This window comes from Halarchaeum sp. CBA1220 (assembly GCF_003721175.2).
Lineage (GTDB): Archaea > Halobacteriota > Halobacteria > Halobacteriales > Halobacteriaceae > Halarchaeum > Halarchaeum grantii.
In genome coordinates this window covers 716097-737767 of the sequence record NZ_CP054707.1, presented here as the reverse complement: position 1 = coordinate 737767, position 21671 = coordinate 716097, and the positions used below count along the sequence as shown (strand labels likewise).

At 69.3% G+C, this 21671-nt stretch carries 22 protein-coding genes; 11 read left to right on the top strand and 11 right to left on the bottom strand.

Annotated elements, in window-relative coordinates:
* The first annotated feature begins 18 nt into the window (after positions 1-18).
* Together EFA46_RS04015 and EFA46_RS04010 are read left to right on the top strand one after the other, a co-directional pair.
* On the top strand, positions 19-678 hold the full coding sequence (locus EFA46_RS04015) for a metallophosphoesterase (RefSeq protein WP_123074542.1): 660 nt from the start codon (positions 19-21) through the stop codon (positions 676-678).
* Positions 679-721: 43 nt separating this feature from the next.
* Positions 722-982 carry a hypothetical protein gene (locus EFA46_RS04010; RefSeq protein ID WP_123074544.1) on the top strand — a complete coding sequence of 87 codons (261 nt, stop codon included), beginning with the start codon at positions 722-724 and terminating at the stop codon, positions 980-982.
* Positions 983-984: 2 nt separating this feature from the next.
* Here EFA46_RS04010 and EFA46_RS04005 read toward each other — a convergent pair whose 3' ends face one another.
* Positions 985-1623, bottom strand: a complete 639-nt coding sequence (locus EFA46_RS04005; protein ID WP_123074546.1) for a rubrerythrin family protein — start codon at positions 1621-1623, stop codon at positions 985-987.
* 226 nt (positions 1624-1849) lie between these two features.
* Positions 1850-2716: a sulfurtransferase gene (locus EFA46_RS04000; RefSeq protein WP_123074548.1), complete on the bottom strand. Its 867-nt coding sequence runs from the start codon at positions 2714-2716 to the stop codon at positions 1850-1852.
* 252 nt (positions 2717-2968) lie between these two features.
* Between EFA46_RS04000 and EFA46_RS03995 the strand changes: the two genes are divergently transcribed.
* Complete coding sequence (locus EFA46_RS03995; RefSeq protein WP_123074550.1) at positions 2969-3748, top strand: sulfurtransferase; 780 nt, start codon at positions 2969-2971, stop codon at positions 3746-3748.
* On the opposite strand, the gene EFA46_RS03990 is transcribed toward EFA46_RS03995, so the two are convergent.
* Positions 3745-4734 carry an AI-2E family transporter gene (locus EFA46_RS03990; RefSeq protein WP_123074552.1) on the bottom strand — a complete coding sequence of 330 codons (990 nt, stop codon included), beginning with the start codon at positions 4732-4734 and terminating at the stop codon, positions 3745-3747. The two genes, EFA46_RS03995 and EFA46_RS03990, sit on opposite strands and share 4 nt — an antisense overlap.
* A 104-nt stretch (positions 4735-4838) precedes the next feature.
* Between EFA46_RS03990 and EFA46_RS03985 the strand changes: the two genes are divergently transcribed.
* The 3 genes from EFA46_RS03985 to EFA46_RS03975 are packed head-to-tail and all read left to right on the top strand — an operon-like array spanning position 4839 to position 8763.
* Positions 4839-5966, top strand: a complete 1128-nt coding sequence (locus EFA46_RS03985) for a thiamine ABC transporter substrate binding subunit (protein ID WP_123074554.1) — start codon at positions 4839-4841, stop codon at positions 5964-5966.
* The gene (locus EFA46_RS03980; RefSeq protein WP_123074556.1) at positions 5939-7735 is read left to right on the top strand and encodes an iron ABC transporter permease; all 1797 of its coding nucleotides are present in this window, start codon (positions 5939-5941) and stop codon (positions 7733-7735) included. Before EFA46_RS03985 ends, EFA46_RS03980 begins: the two co-directional genes overlap by 28 nt.
* Positions 7723-8763 carry an ABC transporter ATP-binding protein gene (locus tag EFA46_RS03975; protein WP_123074558.1) on the top strand — a complete coding sequence of 347 codons (1041 nt, stop codon included), beginning with the start codon at positions 7723-7725 and terminating at the stop codon, positions 8761-8763. Before EFA46_RS03980 ends, EFA46_RS03975 begins: the two co-directional genes overlap by 13 nt.
* On the opposite strand, the gene EFA46_RS03970 is transcribed toward EFA46_RS03975, so the two are convergent.
* Together EFA46_RS03970 and EFA46_RS03965 are read right to left on the bottom strand one after the other, a co-directional pair.
* Positions 8764-9441, bottom strand: a complete 678-nt coding sequence (locus EFA46_RS03970; protein WP_123074560.1) for a class I SAM-dependent methyltransferase — start codon at positions 9439-9441, stop codon at positions 8764-8766.
* 75 nt (positions 9442-9516) lie between these two features.
* Positions 9517-9852 carry a hypothetical protein gene (locus tag EFA46_RS03965; RefSeq protein WP_123074562.1) on the bottom strand — a complete coding sequence of 112 codons (336 nt, stop codon included), beginning with the start codon at positions 9850-9852 and terminating at the stop codon, positions 9517-9519.
* Positions 9853-9978: 126 nt separating this feature from the next.
* Here EFA46_RS03965 and EFA46_RS03960 point away from each other — a divergent pair, with 126 nt between their 5' ends.
* From EFA46_RS03960 to EFA46_RS03950, 3 genes are all read left to right on the top strand, one after another.
* Positions 9979-10653, top strand: a complete 675-nt coding sequence (locus EFA46_RS03960; RefSeq protein WP_123074564.1) for a helix-turn-helix domain-containing protein — start codon at positions 9979-9981, stop codon at positions 10651-10653.
* A 438-nt stretch (positions 10654-11091) separates the two neighbouring features.
* Entirely contained in the window at positions 11092-11529 is a 438-nt protein-coding gene (locus EFA46_RS03955; RefSeq protein WP_123074566.1) for a DUF2391 family protein, read from the top strand.
* A gap of 151 nt (positions 11530-11680) precedes the next feature.
* Positions 11681-12259, top strand: a complete 579-nt coding sequence (locus tag EFA46_RS03950) for a hypothetical protein (protein ID WP_123074568.1) — start codon at positions 11681-11683, stop codon at positions 12257-12259.
* 147 nt (positions 12260-12406) lie between these two features.
* On the opposite strand, the gene EFA46_RS03945 is transcribed toward EFA46_RS03950, so the two are convergent.
* The 5 genes from EFA46_RS03945 to EFA46_RS03925 all read right to left on the bottom strand — a co-directional run bounded on the left by EFA46_RS03945 (position 12407) and on the right by EFA46_RS03925 (position 16401).
* Positions 12407-13183, bottom strand: coding sequence for a hypothetical protein (locus EFA46_RS03945; RefSeq protein ID WP_123074570.1), 777 nt, complete (start codon positions 13181-13183; stop codon positions 12407-12409).
* 182 nt (positions 13184-13365) lie between these two features.
* Entirely contained in the window at positions 13366-14355 is a 990-nt protein-coding gene (locus EFA46_RS03940; protein ID WP_123074572.1) for a bile acid:sodium symporter family protein, read from the bottom strand.
* Positions 14356-14502: 147 nt separating this feature from the next.
* Positions 14503-15363 (bottom strand): Zn-ribbon containing protein, encoded by an 861-nt coding sequence (locus EFA46_RS03935; protein WP_123074574.1) that lies wholly within the window; start codon positions 15361-15363, stop codon positions 14503-14505.
* Positions 15364-15747 carry a DUF2073 domain-containing protein gene (locus EFA46_RS03930; RefSeq protein ID WP_123074576.1) on the bottom strand — a complete coding sequence of 128 codons (384 nt, stop codon included), beginning with the start codon at positions 15745-15747 and terminating at the stop codon, positions 15364-15366. It abuts the gene before it with no gap.
* A 6-nt stretch (positions 15748-15753) separates the two neighbouring features.
* Positions 15754-16401 carry an Era-like GTP-binding protein gene (locus EFA46_RS03925; RefSeq protein WP_123074578.1) on the bottom strand — a complete coding sequence of 216 codons (648 nt, stop codon included), beginning with the start codon at positions 16399-16401 and terminating at the stop codon, positions 15754-15756.
* Between the two features lie 1161 nt (positions 16402-17562).
* Here EFA46_RS03925 and EFA46_RS03920 point away from each other — a divergent pair.
* Positions 17563-19038: a Cdc6/Cdc18 family protein gene (locus EFA46_RS03920; protein WP_123074580.1), complete on the top strand. Its 1476-nt coding sequence runs from the start codon at positions 17563-17565 to the stop codon at positions 19036-19038.
* A 24-nt stretch (positions 19039-19062) separates the two neighbouring features.
* On the opposite strand, the gene EFA46_RS03915 is transcribed toward EFA46_RS03920, so the two are convergent.
* Positions 19063-19797, bottom strand: a complete 735-nt coding sequence (locus EFA46_RS03915) for a S26 family signal peptidase (RefSeq protein ID WP_123074582.1) — start codon at positions 19795-19797, stop codon at positions 19063-19065.
* A 98-nt stretch (positions 19798-19895) separates the two neighbouring features.
* On the opposite strand from EFA46_RS03915, the gene EFA46_RS03910 reads away from it, so the two are divergent.
* Positions 19896-21524 carry a DNA-directed DNA polymerase II small subunit gene (locus tag EFA46_RS03910; protein ID WP_123074584.1) on the top strand — a complete coding sequence of 543 codons (1629 nt, stop codon included), beginning with the start codon at positions 19896-19898 and terminating at the stop codon, positions 21522-21524.
* The last annotated feature ends 147 nt before the right edge of the window (positions 21525-21671 follow it).

Below are 21671 nucleotides of genomic sequence, written 5' to 3'. Positions count from 1 at the left end.
GCGCCCGTAGTCGTGGGTATGCGCGTCGGTCTCATCTCGGACGTTCACTCGAATCGCGTGGCGCTGGAGGCCGTCCTCGCGGACCTGCCCGACGTGGACGTCCTGCTGTGCGCGGGTGACGTCGTCGGCTACAACCCGTGGCCGGCGGCGTGCGTCGAACTCCTGCGTGAGCGCGACGTCCCGACGGTGATGGGGAATCACGACCGGATGCTCGCGTCCGGGCGGAACTTCGGGGGGAACGGGATGGCGAGAGCGGGTGTCGAGCACGCCCGCGAGCGCCTCGACGCCGAGGAGCGCGCGTGGGTCGAGGGGTTGCCGCGCGAGCACGTCGCCTGCGACGGCCGCGTGAAGGTCGTCCACGACCATCCCGAGCGCGTCGACCACTACACGTACCCGGACGAGTTCTCCGCCGACCTCCTCGGCGACGAGGAGGTGCTCGTCCTCGGGCACACGCACGTCCAGGGCTATCGGGCGTTCGAGGACGGCCTCGTGGTGAACCCGGGGAGTGTCGGCCAGCCCCGCGACGACGACCCGCGCGCCGCGTACGCGGTGCTCGACCTCGAGGAGAAGACGATAGCGGAGCGCCGCGTCGAGTACGACGTCGAGGCGGTCGTCGAGGCCGTGAAGTCGGCCGGCCTCCCCGAGTCGACGGGGACGCGACTGCGCGACGGCCGGTAGTCGAGCGAACGCCTATGGGCCTCCAATCGAGAGTGTCGCCGTGATGGATTCGGCGGGCTTCGGCGTCCTGTGTCTGGTCGCGCTCCTCGCGAGTTCGGCCCTCGGTCTCGCGCTCTTCGGCGTGCCGGGCGCGCTCGTCGGCGGACTCGTCGGGCTGGTGGTGTTCGTCCTGACGGCGCAAGCGAACGCCGGCGGGACGGGGGCGGACCCGACGCTCCGACCGGACGAGCGAGACGAGGACGCGACGGCGCGCGAGTTCGACCCGACGCGCCGGCCCGCGGAACGCGAGGGCGACGAGGAGTAGCCTCAGCAGACGGGCTTGGGGTTGACGCCCATCGACTCGAGCTGTTCGGTGTACTCGTCGTAGGCGGCCTGGATGGCGTCGTCGGCGGCTGTCTTCGCGCGCTCCCAGTCCGCGTCGTCCTCACAGACGGTGTCGAGGAGCGCCGTCGCGGCCTCAAGCTGGCCCTCGAGGTCGTCCTTGAGGTCGCGGAAGGTGGAGGCAGTCATGGGGTCGGCCTGTCCCGTGAAGAAGCCGGTGTACTGCTCCTTCGATTTCTCGGTGGCGAGGATGCGCCCGACCATCCCGCCGGCGCGCGCGGCGGTGTCGTCGAGGTCGCGGAGGGCGACCTGCATCGCGGAGGGGTCCTCGCTCGGTTCGAAGTCGTCGTCGCCGAGTTCGTCGAGGACGATCTCGTAGTGCTCGCGCTCCTGGTCGGCGGCGTCCGCGAACGCCTCGCCGGCGGGCGTGTCGGTGCCCTCGTCGGCGGCCCACGCGGCGAACGTCTCGGCGGCGGCGTGCTCGGCGTTCGCGGCGGCGCGCAGGACCTCCTCGGGTTCGAGGTCGCCACCGGTCGCGGCGTAGAGCGACTTCGAGGAGCCCAGTCGCGAGAGCGCGGTGTCGTTGTCGTCGCGGACGGCGTCGACGAATTCGTCGGGAGTCATGGTCGGGGATTGCACGCGGGAGGCCTAATACCCACCGTCACCGGCGACGGGGTGGGTCGAGAGCGCCGTGGCTACGCGACGCGAAAAAACGGGAGAAGATGGAACCTCGTTACTCGCGCCTCGCTGTCGTCGTGCGGGCGACCCACGAGTCGCCCGCACGGACACGCGGGACCGGCGGTCCCGAATGGCTCAGCGCTCGTCTCTTCGCGAAACCTCCGGTTTCGCGTTACTCGCCCGAGCCGGTCTCGATGGGGGCGTCGACGAGGTTGCCCCACTCGGTCCACGAGCCGTCGTAGTTGGTGACGTCGTCGTAGCCGAGGAGTTCGGAGAGCGCGAACCACGCGATGGAGGAGCGCTCACCGATGCGGCAGTAGGCGACGACCTCCTGGTCGTTCGTGACGCCTTCCTCCTCGTAGAGCTCCGCGAGCTCCTCCTTGGACTTGAAGCGACCGTCCTCCTGGACCGTCGCGGCCCACGAGACGTTCTTCGCGCCGGGGACGTGGCCGCCACGCTGGGCGGTCTCGTTGAGTCCCGGCGGCGCGAGGACCTCGCCGCTGTACTCCTCGGGCGAGCGAACGTCGACGAGCGGAATGCCGCGGTCGATGGCGGTCTCGACGTCGTCGCGGTAGGCGCGGATGGACTCGAAGGGGCCGCGCGGCGTGTAGTTCACGGAGTCGAAGTCGGGGACCTCGTCCGTGGTCGGGTAGCCCTCGTCGAGCCAGTAGTCGCGGCCGCCGTCGAGGAGGTAGACCTCCTCGTGGCCGAAGTACTTGAACTGCCAGTAGGTGTAGGCGGCGAACCAGTTGGAGTTGTCGCCGTAGAGGACGACCGTGGAGTCGTCGCTGATGCCGTGCTCGCCGAGCAGGGTCGCGAAGTCCTCCTTGGAGAGGATGTCGCGCTGCGTCTGGTCCTGGAGCTGCGTCTCCCAGTTGAAGCCGATGGCACCGGGCGCGTGCGAGTCTTCGTACGCTTCGGTGTCGACGTCGACCTCGACGAGTCGATACTCGGGGTCGTCGGATTCGAACTCGTCGAGGTGGGCCTCGACCCAGTCCGCGCTGACGAGAACGTCGTTGGCGTAGTCGTCGTCTACCATGTGCGTGATTTGTGACGCCACCCATATAACCCTGCGCCACTTCGCAGGTTCCCCCGGTCCTTCCACTTCTCGGCGCGTCTTGCCCCTACTTGCTCCGCGAAGGCGGGGAGGACGGAGGTACCGTCTTCGCTACCAGAAATTGTTGCCTCTGGCTGTGATGCCATTAGTATGACACGGTACGGCACGGGAGGCCTCCGGAGCGTCGCGGCGCGACCCGAAGCGGTATCCACGCGGGCGCTATAGGGGGAGGCGATGGACGAGGACGTCATCGTCTCCGCCGAGTGGCTCGACGAGCACAGAGAGGACCCGGACGTCGTCGTCGTGGACGTCCGCGACGCCTGGGAGTACGACGGCATCGGACACGTCCCGGGCGCGGTGAACGTCCCCTTCGACTCCTTCCGCGGCGGCGGCGAGGAAGGGATGCTCCCGCCGGAGGACGAGTGGGCGGCCCTCCTCGGCGAGCACGGCATCGACGAGGAGACGACGCTCGTCGCCTACGACGACACGCACGGCGTGTTCGCGGCGCGCTTCCTCGTCACCGCGCTCCTCTACGGCCACGACCGCCTCCGCCTCCTCGACGGCGACTACTCGGCGTGGATGCAGGGCCACGAGACGAGCACCGAGTCCCCCGACGTCGAGGCGACGGAGTACGCCGTCGAGCGGCCCGCCGACTCGCCGCTCGTCACGCTCGACGACGTCGAGGCGGCGCTCGACGACCCGGAGGCCGTCGTCGTCGACACGCGCGAACCCGAGGAGTACGCCGAGGGCCACATCCCGGGCGCGGTGAACCTCGACTGGAAGGAGGTCGTCGACGAGGAGACGCGCGGCCTCAAGGCCCGCGCGGCGGTGTCGGAGATCTTCGCGTCGAAGGGCGTGACGCCCGAGAAGCGCGTCGTCCTCTACTGCAACACGGCGCGGCGCATCAGCCACACGTTCGTCGTCCTGCGGTGGTTGGGCTACGAGGACGTCGCGTTCTACGAGGGGAGCCTCACGGAGTGGGAAGCCGAGGGCAAACCGCTCGAGTCGGCCTAGTTCCTGTTCTTCCGTTCTTCGTCCGCGAGCAGACTCACGGCTTCGACGAGCAGCGCGACGACGAGCGGGCCGGCGATGATGCCGATGACGCCGACGGTGAGGAGGCCGCCGGTGAAGCCGATGAAGTAGAGGCTCCCGGGCAGGCGGGCGGTGTGTCGGGAGAGTCGGGGACGGACGACCGGGTCGGGGAGCCACGCGACGAGCGCGCCGGCGACGACGAGCACGAGGACCGCGCCGACGACGTTGCCGACGCTGAGCTGGTAGAGCGCGAGCGCGCCGACGACGATGCTCGGGCCGACGATGGGGAGGAACTGGAGGACGGCGCAGACGAGCGCGAGGGTGACGGGGAAGGGGTACCCAAGTATCCAGAAGACGGGGACGGCGACGAGGAAGGTGGCGAACGCGGTGGCGGCCTGCAGGACGTAGATGGCGTAGAGGGTGTCGCGGGCGCGGCGCGCGAGCGCGCCGACGACGTCGTGATAGCGGAGGGGGACGGCGGCGAGGACGGCGGATTCGGCTTCCTCGTGGGCGACAAGGAGCGCGAAGACGAGGAGCGCGAAGAGCGTGAACTTCACGCCGAGGACCGGGAGCGCGCTGATGGCGTCGACGGCGAGCGTGCGGACGGTGTCGGTGAGCGGCCCGGTGAGGGTGGCGACGTCGACGACGTAGCTGAACGTCCCGAAGCCGAGGACGAACTCGTCCGGGAGCGACTGGATGAGCGCGAGGACGCCGCTCGAGCGGATGTAGAGGAGGTAGGCGAAGGCGGTGATGGGGAGGAGGACGCCGAGCGTCGCGGCGCTCGTGGTGGCGGCCGCCGCCCACCACGCGGGGAGCCGATGGTTCATCCGCCGGTAGACGGGGACGAGGAGGTAGGCGACGGTGGTGGCGAAGACGACGGTGCCGAGCACGCCGTGGAGGAGGAGCGCGGCGAGCGCGGCGAACGCGGCGAACAGGCCGATGAGGACGGTGCGGCGGGCGTACGGCACACGCGGTGGTTCACCCGGTGGGGGTAAAAAGACGCGGGGGGACCCGTGGCGCTCGCGGCGTCGAACCGACAGCCATGAGTATCACCGAGTGCGACCACCACGTAATGAAGCGACGCGACTACCTGCGAGCGGCGGGCGTGGCGGGCGCGCTCGGCCTCGCGGGCTGTACGGGCGACGGCGGGACGACCGAATCGACGACGGCGACGACGACGGGTTCGACGACCACCGGGACGACGGGGACGGCGTCCGCGTCGCGGACGCTCACGGTCGCGACCTACCCCTCCTACGTGGACGGGTCGGACTCGCCGGGCGCGTGGCTCAAGGAGCGCTTCGAGGCCGCCCACGACGGTGTCACCGTCGAGTGGTCGACGCCCACCTCCGGCTCCTCGAACATCAACGAGTACATCCAGCGCGCGAAGCAGGGCGCGGCCATCGACGCGGACGTCTACGTCGGCCTGAACACGGACGAGCTCGTCCGCGTCGACCAGGAGCTCGACACGCAGTTGTTCGCGACGGTGCGCGACGACCTCACGCACGCCGACGACGTGAAGGAGGGGCTGAACGTCGACCCGAAGGGCCGCGCGCTCCCCTACGACACCGGCTACGTCACGCCCGTCGTCGACGCGACGACCCTCGAGGTGGTCCCCGAGACCTTCGACGACCTCCTCCAGTCGCGCTACCGGGGCGACCTCCTCGCGGAGAACGCCCAGAGCTCCGACACGGGGAAGGCCTTCCTCCTCCACACCATCCACGAGCAGGGTTCCGATGGGTATCTCGACTACTGGCGCGGCCTCCTCGACAACGACGTCCGCGTCCTCGACTCGTGGGACGCCGCCTACAACGCCTACACGAAGGGCGAGGCGCCGATGGTCGTCTCCTACTCGACGGCGAAGGTGTACGCCGCGAACCAGGGCGAGGACCTCGAGAAGTACCAGGTCGTCTTCCTGAACGACGAGGGGTACGCGAACCCCGAGAGCATGGCCGTCTTCAGCGGGAGCGAGCACCGCGAGCTCGCGACGGCGTTCGTCGACTTCCTGCTCTCCGAGGAGGCCCAGGACACGGTCCCGCAACTGAACTACCAGTCGCCGGCGACGACCACGGGGTCGCTCTCGGGGAACTTCGCGAAGTACAACGAGGAGCCCGCGAACCCCGTGACCTTCACGTACGACGAACTCGCAGGGAACGTCACGGAGTGGGTCGAGGAGTGGGCACGACTGGTCGCACAACACTGAGCGCGCGGCTCTACGCGCTCGCCGACCGCATCGGCGCGCGCGGCGCGTTCCTCGCGACGCTCGCCGTCCTCGTCGTCGTCTTCTACTACCCCGTGGGGACGGTGCTGGTCGCCGCGTTCAGCGACGACGGCGCGCTCTCGCTCGCGCCCCTGTGGGCGACGCTCACCGACCCCTTCTACTTCGGCGTCCTCTCCGGCGTAATCGCCGACCCCGCGAGCGCGCCCGGCGCGCTCGTCGGGTGGGTCGAGGCGGGCTTCCCCGCCGTCCGCACCGGCCTCTTCGGCTTCACCGCCTATCTCGCCGTCCTCGGCACCGCGTGCGCGGTGCTCGTCGGCCTCCCCGGCGCGTACGTCCTCGCGCGCTACGAGTTCCGGGGCCGGGAGACGATTCGCTCGCTCACCGTCGTCCCGTTCGTCCTCCCCGCCATCATGGTCGCCGTCGGCTTCACCACGATGTTCGGGACGCACGGTACCCTCAACGACCTCCTCTCGGTCGTCGGCCTCCGCATCGACGTCGCGTTCAGCCTCCCGCTCGTCGTCGCCGCGCTCACCTTCTACAACGCCCCGCTCGTCACGCGCTTCGTCGTCGCCGCCGCCGACACCGTCGACGCGCGCGCCGTCGAGACCGCACGCACCCTCGGCGCGCCGCGCTGGCGGGCGTTCCTCGACGTCGTCGCCCCCCAGTTGCTCCCCTCCTTCCTCGCGAGCGTCCTCCTCGTCTTCGTCTTCGACTTCATGGCGTTCCCCATCGTCCTCGCGTTGGGCGGGTTGCGCCTCGCCACCGTCGAGGTGTGGATCTACTCGCTCGCCGCCAACCTCGACCTCGGGGAGGCCGCCGCGCTCGCCGTCCTCGAAGCCACGGTCACGCTCGGCGTCACCTACCTCTACCTGCGCTACGAGCGCCGCGGCGGCTCCGGCACCGCCGGCGCGCGCGTCGAGCGCGTCCCGCTCATCGGGCCGCCGAGCCTCGGGCGACTCCTCGCCGCCGCCTACGCCGTCGTCGCCGCCGTCCTCTACGTCGGCCCGCTCGCGAGCATGGTCGCGGAGAGCCTCACGCGCGCCGGCGGGTTCTCGCTCGCGAACTACGCCTTCCTCCTCGCCCAGCAACTCGGAACCGGCGGCGCACGCCCCACGGTCGCCGTCCAGAACAGTCTCCTCTTCGCCGTCGGCGCCGTCGCGCTCGCCGTCCCGATGGGCGTCAGCATCGCCGTCGTCACCAACCGGAGCGGGCGTCTCGCGCGCGTCGGCGGCGCGCTCCTGATGGCGCCGCTCGCCGTCAGCGGCGTCGTCACCGGCATCGGCCTCCTGCAGGGCCTCGTCTTCGGCGTCGACGTCCTCGGGCACCACATCGCGGTCACGGGCCCGGTCGCCATCGTCGCCGCGCACGCGGTGGGCGGCTATCCGTTCGTCGTGCGGAACGTCGCGCCCCTCCTCGCGCGCGTCGACGACGACCTCGTCGCCGCCGCCCGCACCCTCGGCGCCGGGCCCGCGCGGGCGTTCCGGGACGTGACGCTCCCGCTCGTCGCGCCGGGCGTCGTCGCGGGCGCCGCGTTCGCGTTCGCCATCAGCGTCGGCGAGTTCAACGCGACTATCGTGCTCGCGCGCGACACCGCCTCCTACACGATGCCGGTCGCCCTCGAACGCTACCTCTCGAACCCCTCGGTCGGCCCCTATCTCGGCCCCGCGGCCGCGATGGGCACCGTCCTCCTCTGTGTCACCGCGATGAGCTTCGTCGTCGTCGAACGCCTCGGCGGGCGGTGGGAGCCGTGAGCGTACGCCTCGAACTCGCCGGCGTCGAGAAGGCCTACGGCGACGCCGTCGCGCTACGCGGCATCGACCTCGACGTCCGCGAGGGCGAGTTCTTCACGCTCGTCGGCCCCTCGGGCTGCGGGAAGACGACGACCCTCCGGTGTGTCGCGGGCCTCGAGGAGCCCACGGCGGGAACCGTGCGCTTCGACGGCCGCGACGTCACCGGCCTCGCGCCCGAGGAGCGGAACGTCGGCGTCGTCTTCCAGCACTACGCGCTCTTCCCGACGATGACGGTTCGCGAGAACGTCGCCTACGGCCTCCAGTTCGACCCGCCCGACGGGTCGGTCGCCGCGCGCGTCGAGGAGTTGCTCGCGCTCGTGGACCTCTCGGGAATGGGCGAGCGGATGCCGGACGAGCTCTCGGGCGGCCAGCGCCAGCGCGTCGCGCTCGCCCGCGCGCTCGCTCCCGAGCCGGACGTCCTCCTCCTCGACGAACCGCTCTCCGCGCTCGACGCGCGCCTCCGCGAGCGCCTCCGCCTCGAAGTGAAGCGCGTCCAGCGCGAACTCGGCATTACGACCATCTACGTCACGCACGACCAGGCCGAGGCGCTCGCGGTGAGCGACCGCCTCGCCGTCATGCACGACGGCCGCGTCGCGCAGGTCGGCGAACCAGAGGCCGTCTACGACGGCCCGGAGACGCGCTTCGTCGCGGAGTTCCTCGGCGAGAACAACTGCCTCGAGGGGCGTGCGAGTCGCGGGGTTGGAGGGGAAACAGAGGGGTCAATCGTCGGGGTCGACGACCGGGAGTTCGCGGTGGCGGGCGACCACGAGGGGGCGGTGACGCTCTGCGTGCGCCCGGAATCGCTGGACGTGACCGCTTCGCACAACCGGTTCGACGCGACCGTCACCGACGTCGAGTTCCTCGGCGACGCCTACAGGGTGCACTTCGAGTGGAACGGCCGGCCGCTCCTCGCGCGCCTCGACGAGCCCCCGACGGGGACGGTGACGCTCGGCTTCGACCCCGGCGACGCCACCGTCCTCGAGCGCTGATCAGGGCGCGACGCCGACGGTGAGGAGGGTGCCCCAGCGGCGATATCGGTCCACCATCGCCTCGCGCGACTCGAAGCCCTCGTGGGGGAACGCGGCGGCGTCGGGAATCTCGATGTCGCGGTCGGCGACGGTGTCCTGCTCGGCGACGTGGAGGCCGGCCGCGCGGAAGTTCTCCCTGTACTCCGCGCGCGACCAGCGCGTCATCTCCACGGAGATGTCCGCCTGCCAGTCGTGCGAGTGGACGTTCTCCTCGTAGTAGTTCACCGCGCAGTAGAAGGTCCCGCCGGGGCGGAGGACGCGACGGACCTCCTCGAGCGTCTCGAGGGGGTCGGCGGCGTAGTAGAACGCCTCCATCGAGAAGACGTGGTCGAGGCTGTCGTCCGCGAACGGGAGGTCGCCGAAGTCGCCGACGACGTATCCGACGTCGGGGTCGTCCGTGTAGGCGCGGGCGTTGCGCGTCATCTCCGGGGAGCCGTCGAGGCCGTAGCCGCGTCCGATGCCGCGCTCGCGGAGCGCGCGCAGCGCGTACCCCGACCCCGTCCCGAGGTCGAGGACGGCGTCGGACTCCTCGACGGGCATCCGCGCGAGGACGTGTTTCGCGGTGTGCCAGTGGCGCTCCTCCATCCCCTTATCGCGGCCCGACGCCGCCCAGTCGTCGAACTCCTCGCGTACGCTCATGGCGGTGGGAGGGTCGTCGGCGAGTAAAACCGTTCGGTGCCGGACGCACCGGCGTCCCGGCGCGGGCCGGCGGCGCTACCCGGCGTCGTCGGACTCGACGCGCGTGATGATGATGTCGAGCGTCTCGTCGGCGGAGTTCGACTCCACCTCCCAGCCGCCGCGAACGTCGATACCGCTCGCGTGCGCGCGGGTGATGAGGTCGGTGAGACGGGCCTGAAACTCGTCCTCGTCGGCCGATTCCTCGGGGGCGAGCAGGGAGATGACGACGTCCCACGTCTCGTCGGCCGACCCCGCTTCGGCCGTCCAGCCGCCCTCGACGCCGACGCCGTTCTCCGTCGCGTCGGAGACGAGGTCGGAGAGCCGGCGCTGGAACTCCGCTTCCGACGTCACGTCGTTCGACTCGTCAGTCATGAGCGAGAGGGTCGACGGCCGTCCACGGTGTCATACCTCGACTCTCTCGTCCACGATTAAGAAGCTACGCAATCGCATGGTATGCCATGCTCCTCCCTCAAGATGCTGGGCGTCTTCAGCGGAGACATGAGTGTAATCGTGGAGCTGGAGGTGAGCGCCGAGTCCTTCGAGCTCGGGCGCGCGCTCGCAGTTCCCGGTCGGTCCGACATCGAACTCGAGGACATGATCCCCCTCGGTGACGACGTCGTGCCGCTCTTCTGGCTCTACGACTCCGACCCCGAGGACTTCGTCGACACCGTGGAGGCGAACGCGAACGTCCAGTACGTCACCGTCTTCGAGGAGACGAACGACCGAACGCTCTACGCGCTCCAGTGGGACGCCACCGATGACCGCCTCCTCGGCACGCTCTCCGACCTCGGCGGCTTCCTCCTGAGCGCGGCCGGCACCGGGACGACGTGGACCCTCCAGATCCGCTTCCCCGACCACGAGGCACTCACCGACTTCCACGAGCGCTGTACCGAGCAGAACATCGCCTTCGAGGTGACGAACCTCTACAACCCGACGCGACCGAGCGCGGGCCGCTGGTACGGCCTCACCGAACCGCAGTACGAGACGCTCCTCCTCGCGCGCGAGCGCGGCTACTACGACATCCCCCGGCAGGTGTCGACGCGCGACCTCGCCGACGAGCTCGGCGTCTCCGATCAGGCCGTGACCGAGCGCCTCCGCCGCGCCATCCGCACGCTCACCGACAACACCCTCCGAGCGGGCGAGTCGGAGCGACGTGACGACGCGACGCGCTGAGAGGACACCGAGCGCGCGACGAGTCCCACATATACGGGGTTGTCAACCATGCAGTGGGGGTATCCGGGCCGAACGCGTACCCGAATCGGGTCGCGTAGGTAGGCCGGCACTCTGGGGGGAGGCCGGCTATCGAAGCGACCCACGCCGTCGGAGAGGGGGGACGGGACGGGCGAGCGACGGACTCACCGCTCATCCGTCCCCGTCGATACACCGGCTCTCGCGTCCGTCGCACGCCAACGCTTTTGCACGCCTGCCGGGAGTCCGGCCGTGAGCGAGGGCTCCCTCGTGACGGACGCGACGACGCGCGGCGGGGAGTCCCACGACGTCACCGACGACCGGCCCTGAGGGCGACGACGGCCACAACGACGGGGAGTACCGCACCAGAACCGGGAGCGCGAAAGCGAGTGGCTTTATTCGCGGGCGCCGCGAGGAGGAACCATGGTCGGTCGGAGCAAGCGCTACGCCTTCGCGGACACCGCCCAGCAGGTCGTCGGTGGCTTCCTGCTCGCCGGGCCGTTCGTCGTCACCGAGGAGGTGTGGGTGCTCGCGAGTCGGATGGGCTGGTACCACGTCGCACTCACGCTCGCGCTCATCGCCGCCATCGGCTACGGCGCGCTCTATCAGGCGGACGACGACCGCGACCCGGACAGGGAAGCCGAAGTCGCGGGAATCCCCCTCCGGTTCGTCTCGCTCATGGCCGTCTCCTTCGGTGCCGTCCTCCTGCTCGCCATCGCCTTCCGCGCGCCCACGACGTTCGCGACGAACCTCGACCTACGGCTCGACACGGTCGGCCTCACCGTCTTCACCCTGAAAGCGACGAGCGTCGGCGCCGTCTTCAGCGTCGTCGGCGCCGCGACGGCCGACAGCGTCTTCTAGCGTCGACGCCGCCTCCACGTCCTCGGGGTCCACGAGACGCCGCGACGGCGGACGGCGTCTACTGAGTGCGCTCGGGCGGGTGCGAGCGTCGCCGTCCGTGAGAGACGCCAACACCACCTACCACTAAGTCGGTGCCACGCACCCATCGAGTATGGACTACCGGCTCGCGATCGACGGCGCCCCCGAGACGATCCCGGGCGGCACCGCCGTCCTCCTCCTGCATCCCAGCATCGGGGAGACCGACCGCATCGACACCGACTTCCTCAAGACCGACACCGACGCCTTCCTCGTCATCTCGACGCGCACCACCGCGCGCGAGGTGATGCAGAAACTCGACCACTACGACGTGGACGAGACGCGCGCGCAGATACTCGACACGCTCTCGGTCGACCGCGGCTACTCGCGGCGCAGCGGGAACAACGTCCGCTACGTCTCCTCGCCGGACGACGTCGAGGGCATCTGCACCGTCACCGAGGAGTTCCTCGCCGAGCAAGAGGGGAAACGCCGCGTCAGCTTCGACTCCATCACCGAACTCGCCTACTACGCCGACGAGGACCGCGCCGTCGACGCGCTCGAACGCATGACGCGCCTCCTCGAGGCCTACGACGCCGTCGGCCTCTTCCACGTCTCCACCGAGGTCCACGACGAGGAGACCATCGAGCGCTTCCGCGCGTGCTGCGACGGCGTCCTCGACCTCCACGAGGACGGCAGCGTCGACGCCGACTTCTAGAGCGGACGCCGGGTCCGGTGGAAACGGCGGTGGTCGTAGCGGCGCGGTCCCGCACCGCGTGATGCGTTCGGGCGCTCGGCGAGCGCCCGCCCGAGTCCAGCGGGCCCGTCGGAATACTACGGGCGAGCGAGCAGCGCGAACGAGGGCTTAGGAGAAGACCTTCTCCGCCCACGTCACCGCGTAGGACGCGCCGTGCTCGCGGTAGGCGAGCGCGTCGAGCGCGTCGAACGGCGCCGGGACGTCGAGGCCGTGCTTGACGCCGCCCGCCGCGAGTTCCGCCGCGTCCGGGAACGACGTCTCGCCGCGCGCCACGGCGCGCCCGAGGCCGTCGAGGCGGGGCTGGAGGCGCTCGCCCGCGTCCGCCCACGCGTCCGCGAGCATCGCGTGCCCCTCGGCGTCCGCCCACGACGCGAAGACCTCGCGGGTGTGCAGGCCGACGTAGGCGTCGAAGACCGCGAGAGCGAGTTGATAGGTGGCCGTTGGGTCCGTCGGCGTCGCCGCCGCGAACGCCGGATACGACTCGCGGAAGAACCCGAGGAACTGCTCCGGGACGCCGAGACCCGCCTGCACGAGCGCCTCCGCGACGAGGAAGGAGACGAACTCGTCCGGGGAGCCCTCGATGCGCGGCTTCACGAGCACCACGGGCGGCGTCGTCTGCGTCGTCCACGCGACGCTCCCGTCGCCGGGCGCGCCGACGACGACGTCGTCGCCGACGAGTCGGTCCAGTATTTCGGGGTGCTCGGCGGGGAGCCAGTCCGCCGAGTAGCCGCGCGGCTCGACGCCGTCGACCACCATCATGAGGTCGGTGAGCGCCGAGGTGGGGAGCACCTCGAAGTCGCGTTCCGTGTCGTAGACGAGCGCGCCCGGCGCGTGCTCGTCGCGGACGGCGGCGACGTCCGGATGGAGGTCCCGTTCGTCGAACATCACCCCATCGAGCTCACGATGAGCGCGAGGGAGGCGATCGCGGAGAGTCCGACGGTCGTGAGGACGATCTTCGTTGCCGTGCTCATACACGGCGGTGCGCGCCGAGTACACTTAAAATCGGGCAGTTCGCACTCGGAGTCTGGGACGCGACAGCGGCGGTGCCAGTCGGTACCGCCCCGGTCTCAGTCAGCGCGCTCCGGCGCGGCGGGTTCGCCGCCGGACGTCGCGTCGCCCTGCGCGGCGAAGTAGGAGGCGAGCGCCGGCCCCGTGACGTTGTGCCAGACGCTGAAGAGCGCGGGCGCGAGCGCCGCGAGCGGGCTGAAGTGCGCCGTCGCGAGCGCCACCGCCAGCCCCGAGTTCTGCAGGCCGACCTCGAACGTGGTCGCGCGCACGCGGTCCTCGCTCATCCCCGTCGCGCGCCCGGCGAGGTTCCCCGCGGTCAAGCCGATGCCGTTGTGGAGGACGACGGCCGCGATGGCGCCGGCGGCGGCACCGAGGATGGCCCCCTTGTTCGCGGCGACGACGGCCGCGACGATGGCGACGATGGCCGCCACCGAGACCGTCGGGAAGACGGTCAGGCCGACCTCCGCGAGGCGCGGCGCGTACCGGTCGAGCAGGTAGCGAAGCGCGAACCCGGCGAGAACCGGGACGAAGACGACCCGCACGATGTCCGTGAACAGCGACGCGAACGTCACGTCGATGGTCGCGCCCGCGAGCGTCACCACCCACGCCGGCATCAGGAGCGGCGCCGTCAGCGTCGTCACCGTCGTGATCGAGACGGAGAGCGCGACGTCGCCCTTCCCGAGATACGTCATCACGTTCGACGCCGTCCCGCCGGGCGCCGCACCGACGAGCACCACACCGAGCGCGAGTTCGGTCGGGAGCCCGAGGACGAGCGTGAGCGCGTACGCCGCCACCGGCATCACGAGCCACTGCGTCAGCGCGCCGATGGCGACGTCGCGCGGGCGCTCGACGATGCGACGGAAGTCCTCCGGCAGGAGCGTCAGCCCCATCCCGAGCATGATCAGGCCGAGCAGCGGCGTGATGTAGGGGAGAATCGGCGTGAAGACGCCCGGCGCGTAGAGCGCGAGCGCCGCCGCCGCGAGGACCCAGAGGACGAAGAGCTTGTTCGCGTACGACGCGACCGTTTCGAGGGTATCGAGCGCGTTCATCCGCGCTCACCCGCGACGAGGAAACTGGACATTCGTCGGATATAGCCGGATGGGGGCACAAGAGGATGTGACTGCCGACAGATGTTGCCAGAGCCGAGCGCGGCGGCGTCCGCGACTCGGCGTCGGTGCTCCGGAAGTCGCGAGCGGTTACTCTTCGTCGCGCGCCACCGGCCCCGCGAACGTCTCCGGGACCTCGATGACGTAGCGACCGTTCTCCTGCAGGGCGATGATGTACTCCTCGCGGTCGTAGAGCTCCATCAGGTTCAGTTCGTACTGCCCGGGTGCGAGCACCTTGATGGACTCGAACTGGTCGTTCAGCTCCTCGCGAAGCGCCTCCATGTCCGGCTCCTCAGCGTCCGCGTCCGGTTCCTTGACCACGCGGCCGTCGCTCGGGGGCTCCGTCGGGAGGTCGTCGGAGGTCACCATCTCGCTGCGCGCCGACGCTTGCGCGGCGTCCTCCGAGTCGTCCGCCGCCTCGGCGCCCGAGGCCGACTCGGCGTCGGCGGCAGTGTCGGCGTCCGTTGCGCCGTCGGCGTCTTCGGCCGCCCCATCCTCCGTTTCGGGCGTCTCCGGGGTGTCGGCGTCGCGTTCACTCGGCGTCGTCGCCTCAGTAGCGGGACGGTCCGGCGGCGCGTCGGCATCGCCGTCGGCCGGCGTCGAGGACCCGGCGTCCCCATCGGCCGAGGACGACACCTCGGCGTCGCTCGCCGTCTCGGCGTCCGGGGCCGACTCGGCCCCGCGAGCGCCCGACCCCCCCGTTTCGGGTGCGCCGGCGTCGGGGTCGTCGCGCACGAAGTCGCGAACCGTCGCCGCCGCCTTCCCGACCGCCGAGGAGACGCCGGAGGTGCCCGGGCGCTCGGGCGCCGCCGCGCCGTCGACGTCGGCGTCCTCGGGAATGTCGCCGGGATGGAACTGGAACTTGTTCCCGCCACACTCCGGACAGCCCGAGAGCATCTCCTTCGACCCGTCCGCGAACGTGTGACCGCAGTTCGTACACTGGTGGGGCATCTACTGCCTCTTGAGGAGCGCGCTGATGAGCGTCTCGTCCTTGTGAAGGGACTGGATCTGGTTCGCCGGTCCGATGACCGTGAGCTTCGCGGGGTCCTCGTCCTTCCCCATGATGCGTCCGAGGAGACCGGAGTCCTTCGTCTCGCTTCGGGGGAAGGACTCGATCTCGATGCCGGTGAATCCGTCCGGGTTGATCTCCGTCATCGTCACCTCGATGAGCCGCGACTCCTCGTCCGGCGTCAGGCCCTTCTCGAGGACGACGATGTCGCCGTCGTGGACGGAGTCGAGGATCATCCGGATCTTCTCCATGGACGTCTTCCCCTCCATGCGCTCCGCGCTGATGAGGTCGAGTTGCACGCCGTCGCCGGGGTCTTGCTCAGGCATCGTGGGTCACCCGAACTTCTCCGCGATTCGGTCGTACACCTCGTCCATGTTCTCGCCCTCGAGCGCCGAGAGCTCGATGGTCTCGTGCTGCGGGAAGGCGTTGCGGATGCGCTGGACGTTCGCGTCCTCGAGGTCCGTCTTGTTCGCGAGGATGAGCACCGGGAGGTCGCGGCTCTCGATGATGCCGATGAGCATCGTGTTCACCTGCGTGAACGGGTCCGTCGTCGAGTCGAGGACGTAGATGACGCCGTCGACGTCCTCGCGGAGCCAGTGCATCGCCTCCGCGACGCCCTCGGTGGCCTCCCGGGAGCGCCGGACGGCCTCCTCTTTCTCCATGTCGTGATCGAGGAACTCCTCGTAGTCCACCTTCGTCGTCACGCCCGGCGTGTCGACGATGTCGATGGAGACGGTCTGCCCGTCGCGCTCGATCTCGACGTTCTCTTTTCGCCGCGCGCGTCGTGTCTCGTGGGGGATGTGGCTCTCGGGCCCGACGGCGTCGCCGGTCCAGTCACGGGCGATGCGGTTGGCGAGCGTCGTCTTGCCGGCGTTGGGAGGCCCGTAGATGCCGATCCGCTTCGGGTCCTCGCCCTCGCCGGCGAAGAGTTTCGCCGTGACCGCCGAGATGCTGTCCCTGAGGTCTGCAAACAGTCCCATCCTCTTGTCTCCTTTACGTTACGGGTGGCCAGACGGGAAAACTTGACGCAGCGACCGCGTAGCGAATCCCCGCCGCCGCCCGGTTAGATGTACGAACCCCGCCACGCGACTTAAACCTACGTCAGACGACGGACGGTAACGGGGGTCGCTGACCGACAGGGAGGTCGCGGGCGGCGGACGGCGGTGACCGACGGGCGGGACGGGACGCACCGCCAGCCGCCCGGGGACCGATTCGGGGTCCGGGTAGTGAGCGACTCACCGGCCGTCCGTGGCGGAGGGACGCGACGCCGAGCCACGGCGCCGCGTCGACGGGAAACGAGGGGGTTGGGCAGAGATGGGGTCGCGAAGACCGGTCGCAACCACGGGAGGCAGGCGGAGACGTGTGGTAGCACGAGGCATTACTGCCCCCCACCCCTTCGTTTCGAGTGGAGACTGTGGAGGGCGTGAGGGAGGGGGGAGGTCAACCGGATGTTTCGGGGAGGAAAGTAGATACACTAGACACGACTCTACTAGAAACAAACCTCTTTATCTACAGTACGGGTTTGGTTTTTCCGTCTGCTACTTAGCTGTTTCCGTATCTAGGGTCCGGTCCGGTGGTCCCCCACCCCCTCCCTCTTGTATCGCGTTCCACCGGAAACGAAGGGGTGGGGGGGTTGACGGCCGTTCACCGAAACACCCCCTCTGTTTCGGGTGGAACAGGCCATTTAATTCCGCACAACTTGGTAGCGGACAATCCCCATATCGGATATAAAATACTATATCAGCGGCTATCGGGGTTTCGGATGCTACCTTTCTGTCCGCCTAGATTCGACACGAACACCTCTGTTTCACCTCGAACGGGTGACATTACCCCTGCTCGTGGGTACGAATCAGCACACCTGGTCTCTCATTGATAGGCACTAGTACTCCCCTAGAGTTCTCTCGCCTTCTCTAGTTGCATCGGAGCCGTCGGTCGGGCGGCGTCCCCAATCGCCGATGGTGTCCGGCGCGACGCGGTGACCGATCTCATCGAAACGCTTTTGCTCTACCGGCGTCGCCTATTTCATCTGCATCAACTGGACGGACCGCGTCCCGTCGTCCGGCGTCAACGTCGCGTATTCGGGCGACTCCGGGTGTGTGATCCGTTTCCTCCAGACGAAACGAAGGGGTGCACGTGATACGATGACGGACGACGAACCGAACGGACGGCGGACGGCGGACAGGGACTTCGACGTCGACCTCGACGACGTCCTCGAGGACGAGGAGGGCGACGAGGAGGGCGGACTCTTCGACGACCTGCTCAGCGGCGAGCCGATCTTCGAGAACAAGGAAGTCCTCCGCCCGTCCTACACGCCCCACGAACTCCCGCACCGCAACGAGCAGATCAACAACATGGCGACCATCCTCGTCGCCGCGCTCCGTGGGGAGACTCCCTCCAACATCCTCATTTACGGGAAGACCGGGACCGGGAAGACCGCCTCCGCGAAGTACGTCAGTCAGGAACTCGAGAACACCTCGCGGAAGTACGACGTCCCCTGCGAGGTCGAGTACATCAACTGCGAGGTGACGGACACCCAGTATCGCGTGCTCGCGCAGCTCGCGAACACGTTCATCGAGCAGAACCGCGATTACGCGCGCGGGCGCATCCGCGACATCGAGTCCCTCATCGAGGACGCCGAGGACGACGCCTCGGCGCTCGCCGAGACCGAGTTCGAGTCGGTCCGGGACGCCGAACGACGCCTCGAGGAGCTCGAACGCGACCTCGAGGAGATGGAGGAAGTCCCGATGACCGGATGGCCGACCGACCGCGTCTACTCCGTCTTCTTCGAGGCCGTCGACTACGTCGAGCGCGTCGCCGTCATCATGCTCGACGAGATCGACAAGCTCGTCGAGAAGTCCGGCGACGACACCCTCTACAACCTCTCGCGGATGAACTCCGAACTCGACAACTCGCGGGTGTCGATCATCGGCATCTCGAACGACCTGAAGTTCACCGACTTCCTCGACCCGCGCGTGAAGTCGAGTCTCGGTGAGGAGGAAATCGTCTTCCCGCCGTACGACGCGAACCAGCTCCGGGACATCCTCCAGCACCGCTCCAAGGACGCGTTCAAGGCCGACGCGCTCTCCGAGGACGTCATCCCGCTCTGCGCGGCGTTCGCCGCCCAAGAGCACGGCGACGCACGACGCGCGCTCGACCTCCTCCGCACTGCGGGCGAGCTCGCCGAGCGCGACCAGTCCGACGTCGTCACCGAAGAGCACGTCCGGCGCGCGCAGGACAAGATCGAACTCGACCGCGTCGTCGAAGTGGTGCGGACGCTCCCGACGCAGTCGAAACTCGTGCTCTTCGCCATCATGATGCTGGAGAAGCACGGCGTCCACAACATCAACACGGGCGAAGTCTACAACATCTACAAGACGCTCTGCGACGAGATCGACGCGGACGTCCTCACGCAGCGCCGCGTCACCGACCTCATCAGCGAACTCGACATGCTCGGCATCGTGAACGCCGTCGTCGTCTCGAAGGGGCGCTACGGGCGCACGAAGGAGATCAACCTCTCCGTCCCCATCGACGAGACGGAAGCCGTCCTGCAGGCGGACTCGCGACTCGGCGACATCGAGAACGTCACGCCGTTCGTGCAGGCCCGCTTCGACAACTAGCCGTTCGCCCGCTATCCGGCCACGCTACCCCGTGAGCGGTGCCGCTCCACCGGAAACGAGGGGGTTCGTGGTGGTCGGCGTCTCGACCATCGGACTCGACAGCATCACGTCGCCCGTGATGACGAGTCGGACCCAGCCGAGCCACGGGATCCGGAACTCCGCAGTGCCGCGCACCCAGTCCGGCTTCACCGGCGAGGAGATGTCGGCGACCTGGTCGTAGTAGCCGTTCGCGTCGCCCTTCGTGATGAAGCCGGCGTGCGGTGCCGGGCAGTTCTCCAACTCCTCGCAGCTCGTCGCCCCCAGCAGGTACTCCGAATCCGCCTCGTCGTACCAGTTCTCGCTCTCGTTCACCCAGAACCTCGCCCGGTGGATGACCGGCGTCCGCTCGCCGTCGCCGTACGGGGCGTAGACGACGACGTCACCCGGGTTGTGGAACTTCGCGTACCCGGTGTCCTGTCCGCGCTGATAGGTGACGACGCCGGTCCCGGCGACGGCGCCGTCGCCGGGGAAGCGATGCTCCTCCATCACGAAGACGAGGTCGCCCTGCTTCAGGTTCGGATGCATGCTCCCGGACTCGACGGCGACGAGCGGCGGCCAGAGGCCGCTGACGGCGAAGAGGAGCAGGCCGACGACCGCCACGGCGAGCGCGCTGCTCCCCAGCTCGCGGACGAAGACGACCGCTTCGGTGTCCGTGCGGAGGAACCAGCGGATCGCGGCGAGCGGACCGTCGCGAGGGTCGGGGACGTCGTCCGCACTCATTGCCACCGGCTACGGCGGACCCGCGTTTGAAGGTTCCCCAATCGCGACGTAGCCCGCATCCGCACGCTTTTTGCTCCGGGCCGCGTGGAAGTCGAACTGTGCCCGACTCGACGCCCGTCCGAGTGGCCCGCGAACTCACGGCGCGCGGCTACAACGCCGACCGCGCCGCCGTGACGCTCCTCGCGGACGAACCCGACCCGGACGCGGCCGTCGAGCGCGTCGCCGACGCCGCCTCCGACGACGCCCTCACGCTCTCCGCCGACGACGTCCGCGCCCTCCTCGACGACGCGAACGCCGACGACGCGCCGGCGGCGACCCCGCCCGCCGAGCCCCCCGACACGACCACGGACGGTGGTGCGCCCGCCGACGTATCCGCCGCCGCGGACGCGAGCGCCACGCCACCGGCCGGCTCGACGCCGACCGACGCTTCGAGTGGAGCGACAGCCGGCGACGAATCGCCGACTGAAGCGGGGTCTCCAGACGAAACGAGAGGGGGTGAGTCGGCGAGCGTCGGCGGGCGAACGCCGACCCCGCCCGCCGTCGCCGAAGACGTCACCGGCCACTCGACGGGAACTGGCGAGTACGGCGACTTCGTCACCGTCTTCCGCGACCGCTACGAGCGCCTCTCGAAGAAGCTCCGGGGGCGCATCAACCACCGCCCGACGGACGCGCTCGACGCGATGCCCGGCGGGAGCGACGCCGCGATAGTGGGGATGGTGAACGACATCCGCTCGACGGCCAGCGGCCACTGGCTCGTCGAACTCGAGGACACGAACGGGACGTTCCCCGCACTCATCATGAAGGACCGCGACTGGGCGGACGTCGTGGACGAACTCCTCCTCGACGAGGTCATCGCCATCGAGGGGACGCTCGCCGACGACGGGGGCATCCTCTTCGCCGACAGCGTCCACTTCCCGGACGTCCCGCGCACCCACAGGCCGAACACCGCCGACCGGCACGTGCAGGCCGCGCTCGTCTCCGACGTCCACGTCGGCAGCCAGGAGTTCGCGGGCGAGCGCTGGGACGCCTTCGCCGACTGGCTCCACACTCCCGACGCGGAGGCCGTCGAGTACCTCCTCGTGGGCGGGGACATGGTCGAGGGCGTCGGCGTCTACCCCGATCAGGACGAGGAGCTCGACATCGTCGACGTCTACGACCAGTATCGCGCCTTCTCCGAGCGCCTGAAGGACGTTCCCGGCGACATGGAGATCGTGATGATCCCCGGGAACCACGACGCCGTCCGCCTCGCCGAACCCCAGCCCGGCTTCGACGAGGAGCTCCGGGAGATAATGAGCGCGCACGACGCCCGCATCGTCGGCAACCCCGCCACCGTCACCGTCGAGGGCGTCGACGTCCTCATGTACCACGGCGTCAGCCTCGACGAGGTCATCGCTGAGGACGGCGACGAGAGCGTCTCCTACGACGCCCCGCACAACGCGATGGCGCGCCTCCTCAAGAAGCGCCACGTCGCCCCGCAGTACGGCGGCCGGATGCGCGTCGCCCCCGAGGAGAAGGACTACCTCGTCATCGACGACGTCCCCGACGTCTTCCACACCGGCCACGTCCACAAACTCGGCGTCGGCGAGTACCGCAACGTCAAACTCGTCAACTCCGGCAGCTGGCAGGAGCAGACCGCCTTCCAGAAATCCGTCAACATCGACCCCGACGTCGGCACCGCGCCCATCGTCGACCTCGACACCCTCGACATCACCGTCCGGAAGTTCTAAACGACCTTTTACTCTGCGCACGGCCTGCGGCCGTGCTCGGCAAAAGCTCGACCAAAAGCCCATCGGACCACCTTCGGTGGTCCTCGGGCTTTTCAAGCCGCTCACTCAGTGAACGCTAGTCCCGTTACTCGGCTCCACCCGAAACCG